This is a genomic window from Sphingomonas segetis, assembly GCF_009720245.1.
Lineage (GTDB): Bacteria > Pseudomonadota > Alphaproteobacteria > Sphingomonadales > Sphingomonadaceae > Sphingomicrobium > Sphingomicrobium segetis.
On sequence record NZ_WJSQ01000127.1, the window covers coordinates 1 to 7,979 of the forward strand.

Below are 7,979 nucleotides of genomic sequence, written 5' to 3' on the forward strand. Positions count from 1 at the left end.
CGCCTTCGCGCTCGCGCCAGTCCGGATCGGCGAGCACCGCAAGCAGCCGCTGGGCGATCCGCTGGAGCGCACCGGCAGCTTCCGTTTCGCTCCCCGGCGGTTCGAGCCCAACCGCGCGGCTCAGCCCGGCTGCGGTCGGGACCGCAAAGCGCGCCGGGTGGATGAACGCGAACAGCTCGAGCAAGTCGAGCCCGCTCACTTCGGGATAGCCGAGCCTCTGCCCGACCAGCGGCGCGTTCAGGATGATGTGCGGAGTCTGGGCGGCGCGCGCTATCGCCTCGCCCCGGCTCGCTTCGCGCGCTTCCCCGCCGCCGCTCGCCAGCCAGATCCCCGCGTGGGTTGCGTGCAGTGCGGGAAGAGGCAAAGGAGCGGTCATCTGAGCGACCCTACGCCCCGAGAACAGAAGAGCAACGGATTTGGACGCCCAAACGCTTCGAAACACCGCAATGACGTCGAAGGCTTGGCCTTACGAGGAGGCGCGCAAGCTGCTGAAGCGCTGGCCCGACGGCAAGCCGGCGGGCGATCGGGTGATTTTCGAGACCGGCTACGGCCCATCGGGCCTGCCGCACATCGGCACCTTCAACGAGGTCGCGCGGACCAGCTTCGTCCGCCACGCCTACGAAGAACTGACCGGCAACCCGACGCGGCTGATCGCTTTCAGCGACGACATGGACGGGCTCCGCAAGGTGCCCGAGAACGTCCCGAACCAGCAGCTGCTCGAAGAAAATCTGGGCAAGCCGCTGACGAAGATTCCCGACCCGTTCGGCACCCACGACAGCTTCGCTCACCACAACAATGCGATGCTGCGCCACTTCCTCGACCGCTTCGGCTTCGATTACGAGTTCGTCTCGGCAACGGACTGCTACACCAGCGGCCGCTTCGACGACGTGATCCGCAAGGTGCTTCGCGGGTTCGACGCGATCATGGGGGTGATGCTCCCGACGCTCCGCGACGACCGCCGCAAGACCTATTCGCCGGTGCTTCCGATTTCGCCCGCGACGGGCCGCGTGCTCCAGGTACCGGTCGAGGTGATCGACGCGGAGGCGGGCCTGATTGCGTTCGACGACGAGGACGGTGCCCGAGTCCAGCAGTCCGCGTTCGGCGGCGCGGCCAAGCTGCAGTGGAAGGTCGATTGGGCCGCGCGCTGGGTCGCGCTCGGGGTCGATTACGAAATGGCGGGCAAGGACCTGATCGACAGCGTGGTCCAATCGGGAAAGATCGCGCGAATCCTCGGCGGCCGCCCGCCCGAGGGCTTCAACTACGAGATGTTCCTCGACGAAAAAGGCGAGAAGATCTCCAAGTCGAAGGGCAACGGCCTCAGCCTGGAGGAATGGCTGCGCTACGGCAGCGAGCCGAGCCTTGCCTTCTACATCTACCGCGAGCCGAAACGCGCGAAGAGCCTGCACATCGGAGTCATCCCGCGCGCGGTCGACGATTACTGGCAGTTTCGCGAGAAATATGCCGAGCAGCCGGTCGAGCAGAAGCTCGGCAACCCGGTGCACCACATCCACCGCGGCCGAGTGCCGACGGAAGCGCTGCCGCTGACCTACGGGCTGCTGCTCAATCTCGTCAGCCTGCCCGGCGTCGCGGACAAGGACACCGCGTGGAAGTTCGTCCAGCGCTATGCACCGGGCACGTCGCCTGAGAGCGACCCCGAACTCGACGAGTTGATCGGCCTCGCGGTCAATTACGCCCGCGATTTCGTCGCACCGACGCTGCAGCGCCGAGTCCCGAGCGACATGGAAGCCGAAGCGCTCCGCGACCTCGACGCGGAGCTGGCGAAGCTGCCCGCCGACGCGACGGCCGAGGACATCCAGACGCAGGTGTTCGAAGTCGGCAAGCGTCATCCGTTCGAGAGCCTGCGCGCCTGGTTCCAGGCGCTTTACGAGACCCTGCTCGGCTCTCCCCAAGGCCCGCGCATGGGCAGCTTCATCGCGCTTTACGGGATCGACAACACACGCAAGCTGATCGCCGAGGCGTCGAGCGCTGCCGCTTAAGCCGCGGTTCGCGGCCGCATGATCAGCGCCTTGCGAAGCGCGACGTCGAGCATCTCGCGACACTGAGCGGGATCGGCGAAGCCGCTGTCGGCCGCGAGCGCCTGCATGCCTTCGGCATCGCGGCTGCCGTCGAGCCCGGCGAAGAAGCGCTGAAGCACCGGGTCCTCAATCCGCACCGTCGAATGGTCGAGCGTGCATAGATTCTCGATGCCTTCGGCGATCAGCGCGCGGGCGAGGCTGCTCAGCGCCGGCCGCTCGGGGGGCTCGGTCGCGAACGGCGCGGGGCCGGTGTGCAAGTCGATCGGTCCGAGATCGAACAGCTGCAGCAGCGACCGTAGCCGCGCGTCGTCGAGATCCAGCGCCGCAACGGGCAGCCGCGCCGGCCGTGCCTGCGCCAGCCGGTCGAGCGCCGCCGCCAGCACCGGGTCCTTGACCGCGAACAGCGTCCCTTCTTCGCCCCGCCAGCCGTCGCCGTCGCGCGTGCATCGCGAGGATGCCCAGAGCCGGCGCATTGCCGCCGGCTCGAACGTGCGGCGCGGCTGTGCGTCGGCGCGGACGAACAGGCTGCGGCGGAAATAGCGCAGGTCCATGAAGTCGCGCTGCTGCGCGAGCGCAACAATCTGCGCCTGCACGTCGGCGTTTGGCTCGACGCCCTCGGGCAGGAAGCCGTCGTCGAAGCGCCCACGCCCGGTGTCGCCGAGGAAGACCAGTCCCTCTCGCGCGGCGGCGGCGCAAACTTCTGAATGCAGTTGCGGGTGATATTCCGCGCCGAGCTCGTCGTGGAACAGCAGGCCGTCCGGCTGCTCCAGCGTGCGCGCGGCCTGGTGCCGGTAGGCGGCCATGGCCGGGCCGTCGTCCGCCCGCGGCTCGGCGAACTGCTGCAGCACCTGTCGGGCAATCCGCAGCATTGCCTCGGGTGCCGCATCCGCCGGGATGAAGTGGCACATCAGGTCGCGAACGGCCATCCGGAAATAGCCGCCCGGCAGGGTGTTGTAGCTGACGAAGGCAATGCCCTGCGGCGCCACGACCCGGCCGATCAGCGCGAGCAGCGCATCGCGCACCCGCGGCGGCACCCAGGCGTAGAGACCGTGCGCGATGATATAGTCGAACTCGCCCTCGAGCTCGCGTGCTGCCTCGACGACATCGCGCACCTCGAGCTCGACATTGTGCAGCCCTGCCGCTGCGGCGCGCGTCCGCCCGCGCTCAATCACGGTCGGCGCGAGGTCGAAGCCGGTGAAGCGCGCTTCGGGCGCGGCGACCGCCATCGCCAGCAGGTTCATGCCATCGCCGCATCCCACCTCGAGCACCCGCGCGGTCGCGGGGTCGGCGGCGGCGAGTTCGTGCAGTTGCGCGATGACAGCGAGGCGATCCGGATGCGTCTGCGTGAAAATGGCGGTCGGATAGGCGACCGTGTCGTAGACGGTCGCTTCTGACTGGGTCAGGTCGGTCATGGCGTGAACCTGCCTTCGGCCGGAAGCTGCACCGTTGCGGTGCCCCGCGTTGCCGAGGTAGGTTACCCCAATTCAGGGAGCATTTCGACTTTTGCGGCGCCGCGGTCCGGCCGCGGTACCGGCTAGGGGTTGAGCGAGCTCCTGCGCACGACCCCGCCGATGGTTCCGTTCCTTGGGAGTCGCTCCATCAGAGTGACCCTCGTTGGCCCGCTGAACGTTTGCGCAGGGGCAGCGGCGGCAAGCCGCGCGCGCTCATAAGGGCAGGCGGACTCGCCGGAATGATGGTCGCCGACGGGTCCGATGCGGTTGCCGGCAGTCGCCGGTGCGACGGCAAATGCCGTCAAGAGGACCAGCAGTTCGAGCCTGTGCTTCGCCATGCGCGTACCTCCTCATTGTCGTCCTGATCGAAGCTCTCGTCGCGTGCCGCACCTCGTCGACGCGCCTCTGCGGATCGTTTCGACGAACGTCCCATCTCAGCGCGCGCGGAGCTTGTCGGAATGGATCGGCTCGGCCGGAACCTCGGCCGCATCGAGCTTCACCGCTTCGTCATGGCTCACCCCGGCCCTCTCGAGCGCAAGAACGAGCGCCCGCTTCGGGTCCGCGTCGATGTCGGGCGCGATCCCCGCGCCTTCCCAATCCTTGCCGGTCTTGATGTCGTAGGTGCGCCCGATCGGCATCCACACGCCGAAATGGTCGGTGATCTCCTGCCCGCCGCCGAAATGGTTGGCGCCGGCGGTCGCCTCCCCGATCAAGGTTGCGCGGCCCGTGGACTTGAGCGCGAGCGCAAAATGCTCCGCCGCCGACGCCGTCTTGTTGGACACCAAAAGATACACTTTCGCCCGGCGCAGCGCCGTGTCCTCGCCGGGAACGGCGCTGTGCGTGCCGACCATGTTTTCGCCCTCGGGCGCGAAGGCGAGCGTCGGCCCCGGCTTCACCGGCGAGCCATGCTCTTCGTAGATGTTCTTCGCCATCGCCATTTTCACCAGCGGCGTCTTCTCGGCGAAGATATAGGAGAAGATCGCGTCCTGCTCGTCGAGGCCGCCGCCGTGGTGGTTGCGCAGATCGAAGATAAGCGTGCGCGCGTCGCGGTTGTCGACGAGCCATTTGCGCACGCCCGCCATTTCCTCGTCGGTGCCGAAGAAGGCGGTGAAGCGGATGTAGCCGATGCACGGAGCGATCGTCTTCGCGGCCTGAATCAGCGGCGGGAAATCGCTCGGCGGCCCGCTGTGCGCGCCGGACTGCTCCTGCTTCTCCACCGCCGCAACGCGCAGGTGCCCGTCCTTGTGGACCGCCTGCAGATCGTCAGTCAGAAGCTTGGCAAGCGCCTCGCGCGTTCCGCTGTCGTAGCGGCCCGCCGCCGCATTCTTGCGAAGCATCGCCGCATAAGCCTGAGCCTGGTCGCGGAACACGAAGGCGCTGACGAGCTGGCCGGCGAGCTTGAGCGCGACATCGCGCCCTTCACCGTTTTCGAGCGCAGCCGCGGACGGCGACTCCGCAGCGGAAGCAGGCGGCGCCGGAGCCGCCGCCTGCATCGGGAACGGAGCGCTCAACGCGAGGCAGGCAAGGAGCAGGGAGGAAGTGGCGGCGCGCATACGACTCGGTACCCTCGCTGTGTCATGCAAGTAATACACTATCAGCAATTCGTGCGCGTTGTGCGCAAATTTGGTGCGCTGCGTGCCAGAATTTGGCAGCGTCGGACCGTGCTCGACCGTTTCGACCTCCAGCTGCTCGATTTCGTCCAGCGCGACGATTCGCGCACCGCCGATTCGCTTGCCGCCGACGTGCCGCTGTCCCCGTCGGCGATCGCCCGGCGCCTGAGGCGGCTACGCGGCGAAGGATGGATCGCCCGAACCATCGCGCTGCTTGCGCCGCGGCTGACGAGGGGCCGGCTCCGCGCGATCGTCTTCATCCAATTGAGCGAGCATGCCGACCTCCAGGGCAAGGCCGCGCTGGAGAAACGGCTGCTCGCCGCCGGCGAGGTCCAGTTCTGCTACGAGGTCGCGGGCCCCCACGATTTCATCGCGCTGTTCGACTGCGCGGCCATGGCCGAGTTCAACGACTCCGCCGACGCTCTGCTCGCATCCTCACCGACGGTGCGGCGCTACGAGACCCATTTCGTCAAGCGCGAAGTCAAGTTCGCGCCGTTCGTGGGGCTTAGCTCCTAGCCGCGTTCGCCGGGCCGCTGTCCGGTAGCTGACTGCGCCGGCGCGCCGCCCTGTTTCGCCGCGATCCAGCGGTGGATCTTCTCCTCCAGGATCGGCAACGGAAGCGCGCCGGTGTCGAGCACCTGCGCGTGGAATTCGCGGATGTCGAACTTCTCGCCGAGCGCCGCTTTGGCTTCGTCCCGCAGCCGGCTGATGGTCAGCTGCCCGATCTTGTAGGCGAGCGCCTGGCTCGGAATCGCGATGTAGCGCTCGACCTCGGCGGTGGCGTCGGTCTTCCCCATGCCCGAATGGTCGAGCATGTACTGGATCGACTGGTCGCGCGTCCAACCTTTGGCGTGGATCCCGGTGTCGACCACCAGCCGCATCGCGCGCAGCATCTCGTCGTTCAAATTGCCGAAGCGCTGATAGGGGTCGGTGTACATGCCCATCGGGTAGCCGAGCGATTCCGCGTACAGCGCCCATCCTTCCACATAGGCCGTGTTGCCGCCGAAGCGCATGAATGCCGGAAGCGCGGGATTCTCCTGCGCAAGGCTGATCTGGAAATGATGCCCGGGCTCCCCCTCGTGCATGAACAAAGTGGTTTCCTCCCACGTGCTTCGCGACGGGAGGTCGTAGCCGTTGAAATAGAAGGTCCCCGGGCGCGACCCGTCGGGCGTGCCGTTCTCGTAGCTGCCGCCGGCCTCGAATTTTTCGCGAAACTCGGGATAGGGGCGGATGACCAGCCCCGCCTTGGGGACCTTCGAGAAAAATTGCGGCACCTTCGCTTCGACCTTCTTCTGGACGGCGTAAAAGCCCTGCTCCAGCTCCTTCTTGCTCTTCGGCTGGAATTTCGGGCTGGTCCGCATGTAGTCGAAGAATTCGTGAAGCGTGCCCTTGAAGCCGACCTCCCGTCGGATTTCTTCGAAGCCCTTGGTGATTCGCGCGACCTCGCTGAGGCCGAGCTGGTGGACTTGCTCAGGGTCCAGCGGCTCGGTCGTCGTCTGCTCGATCAGATAGCGGTAATAAGCGTCGCCGCCCTTCATGTACTTGAGCCCGAAGCCCTCGCGCGCATCGGCGAGATAATCGTTGGCGAGGAAGTCGCGCATCTTGCGCAGCGCCGGGTAAATCACCTTGGCAATGGAATCGCGGTACTCGGCCGTGAGCCGCGCGCGGTCGGCGGCCTTGATCGACGCCGGGAAGCTCTTGATCGGCCCCCAGTACGGCGACTGCTCGGGCGTCAACTTGAGCTGGTCGTCGAGCTGCTCGATCATGTTGCCGACCGTCAGCTTGGTGTCGACGATCCCTTCCGCCTCGCCCTTCTTCCATTGCGCGATGGCGGCATCGATGTTGGCGGCGAAGTCGCGGTTGCGTTTCAAATTGTTCTCATAATCGGCGATCGTCTTGAACGGCGCGGCACCCTGCCCTCCGGCGATCGTCGGGTAAGCGGTGTGGATGCCGAAGAAATGGTTCATCGGCAGCGCTTCGCTGATGGTCAGCAGCTCGGGCGCGAACCCCTTGAGCGTCTCTTGCGTCTGGTTCTCGAACACGTCGTAAATGATCTGATCGGTCGCGCTGAGCTGGTCGCGCGGGATAGCGTGGAGCGCCGCGAGATCGTGCTCGGCCGCGGCCTTTTCCGCCTGGTAATGCGCGTCGCTGAACAGGTCGCCGAGCCGGTCGGCGTAGCGCTGGTCGCCGCGGAACAAAGCCGCGATCGGGTTGCGCCTGAGGCTCGCCTCGTCGCTTTCCTTGAACAGCCGGAACAGCCGGTCGTGCGCGCTCGCCTGGGCGGATGCCGTGACGGGAGGCGTCGCAATCTGCGCACTTGCTGCCGCGAACGGGGCGAGCGCCAGCAGCGATGCGGACAGGATCAGGCGGACGGCGGATTTCATTCGGGATTCTCCAGGGGCGAGCGGCTATCGGGGCCGCTAATGCAGAAGGGGCGCTGCGGCAAATACCGCAACGCCCCTTCGATGTTCGGCTCGGCTGGTTCTACCAGAAGAAGCCGGGGATCACGTCCACGACGGTTCCGGTCCAGGTGTCGACCAGCATCGCGTCGTTCCAGTAACGCACCCAGGCGTAGCCCGGAGGCGCGTAAGGCAGGCGGTACATCCACGGATCGTTGATCCAGTAACGGCTGCTGTAATAGCTCGGCCACAGCCGCCATCCGATCGAATAGGGCTGATAGCCCCAGCCGTACGGGTCGAAGTAGAAGCCGAGGTGGAACAGCGACCGGTGATGACGCCGGTGGTTCTGCCAGTCGTAGCGGTGATTGTTCCGCCAGCTGCCGTCCCAACGGTGCTCGCCGCCACGGCGGTGCTCGGCGCGCAGCGGCGGCTGCGTGCCAGGCCGCGGCGTGTTGCTCACGATTGGGGTCGGGCGAGCGGATC

At 66.7% G+C, this 7,979-nt stretch carries 7 protein-coding genes and 1 pseudogene; 2 read left to right on the forward strand and 6 right to left on the reverse strand.

Annotation, left to right across the window (positions count from 1 at the left end):
- Window positions 1-376, reverse strand: a pseudogene (locus GH737_RS11295) (ATP-dependent DNA helicase); the annotation flags it as partial.
- Between the two features lie 40 nt (window positions 377-416).
- Here GH737_RS11295 and GH737_RS11300 point away from each other — a divergent pair.
- Window positions 417-1,997, forward strand: coding sequence for a lysine--tRNA ligase (locus GH737_RS11300; RefSeq protein WP_275401963.1), 1,581 nt, complete (start codon window positions 417-419; stop codon window positions 1,995-1,997).
- On the opposite strand, the gene GH737_RS11305 is transcribed toward GH737_RS11300, so the two are convergent.
- The 3 genes from GH737_RS11305 to GH737_RS11315 all read right to left on the reverse strand — a co-directional run bounded on the left by GH737_RS11305 (window position 1,994) and on the right by GH737_RS11315 (window position 4,998).
- Entirely contained in the window at window positions 1,994-3,448 is a 1,455-nt protein-coding gene (locus GH737_RS11305; RefSeq protein ID WP_155264918.1) for a class I SAM-dependent methyltransferase, read from the reverse strand. The two genes, GH737_RS11300 and GH737_RS11305, sit on opposite strands and share 4 nt — an antisense overlap.
- A gap of 122 nt (window positions 3,449-3,570) precedes the next feature.
- A complete protein-coding gene (locus GH737_RS11310) occupies window positions 3,571-3,825 on the reverse strand; it encodes a hypothetical protein (RefSeq protein ID WP_155264919.1) in 255 nt (84 codons plus the stop codon).
- 96 nt (window positions 3,826-3,921) lie between these two features.
- Window positions 3,922-4,998 (reverse strand): S41 family peptidase, encoded by a 1,077-nt coding sequence (locus GH737_RS11315; RefSeq protein ID WP_196233124.1) that lies wholly within the window; start codon window positions 4,996-4,998, stop codon window positions 3,922-3,924.
- Window positions 4,999-5,148: 150 nt separating this feature from the next.
- Here GH737_RS11315 and GH737_RS11320 point away from each other — a divergent pair, with 150 nt between their 5' ends.
- A complete protein-coding gene (locus GH737_RS11320; RefSeq protein ID WP_196233125.1) occupies window positions 5,149-5,613 on the forward strand; it encodes an Lrp/AsnC family transcriptional regulator in 465 nt (154 codons plus the stop codon).
- Here the strand turns inward: GH737_RS11320 and GH737_RS11325 are convergent.
- Both GH737_RS11325 and GH737_RS11330 read right to left on the reverse strand, forming a co-directional pair.
- A complete protein-coding gene (locus tag GH737_RS11325; protein WP_155264922.1) occupies window positions 5,610-7,481 on the reverse strand; it encodes a DUF885 domain-containing protein in 1,872 nt (623 codons plus the stop codon). The two genes, GH737_RS11320 and GH737_RS11325, sit on opposite strands and share 4 nt — an antisense overlap.
- Window positions 7,482-7,581: 100 nt before the next feature.
- Window positions 7,582-7,979: RcnB family protein (locus tag GH737_RS11330; protein ID WP_338061782.1), on the reverse strand; the 398-nt coding region annotated here is incomplete at its 5' end.

What these genes read in the sequence shown, in the direction of transcription:
- GH737_RS11310 (WP_155264919.1), bottom strand. Translation starts at nt 3,825, where the DNA reads ATGGCGAAGCACAGGCTCGAACTGCTGGTCCTCTTGACGGCATTTGCC.
- GH737_RS11305 (WP_155264918.1), bottom strand. Translation starts at nt 3,448, where the DNA reads ATGACCGACCTGACCCAGTCAGAAGCGACCGTCTACGACACGGTCGCC.
- GH737_RS11325 (WP_155264922.1), bottom strand. Translation starts at nt 7,481, where the DNA reads ATGAAATCCGCCGTCCGCCTGATCCTGTCCGCATCGCTGCTGGCGCTC.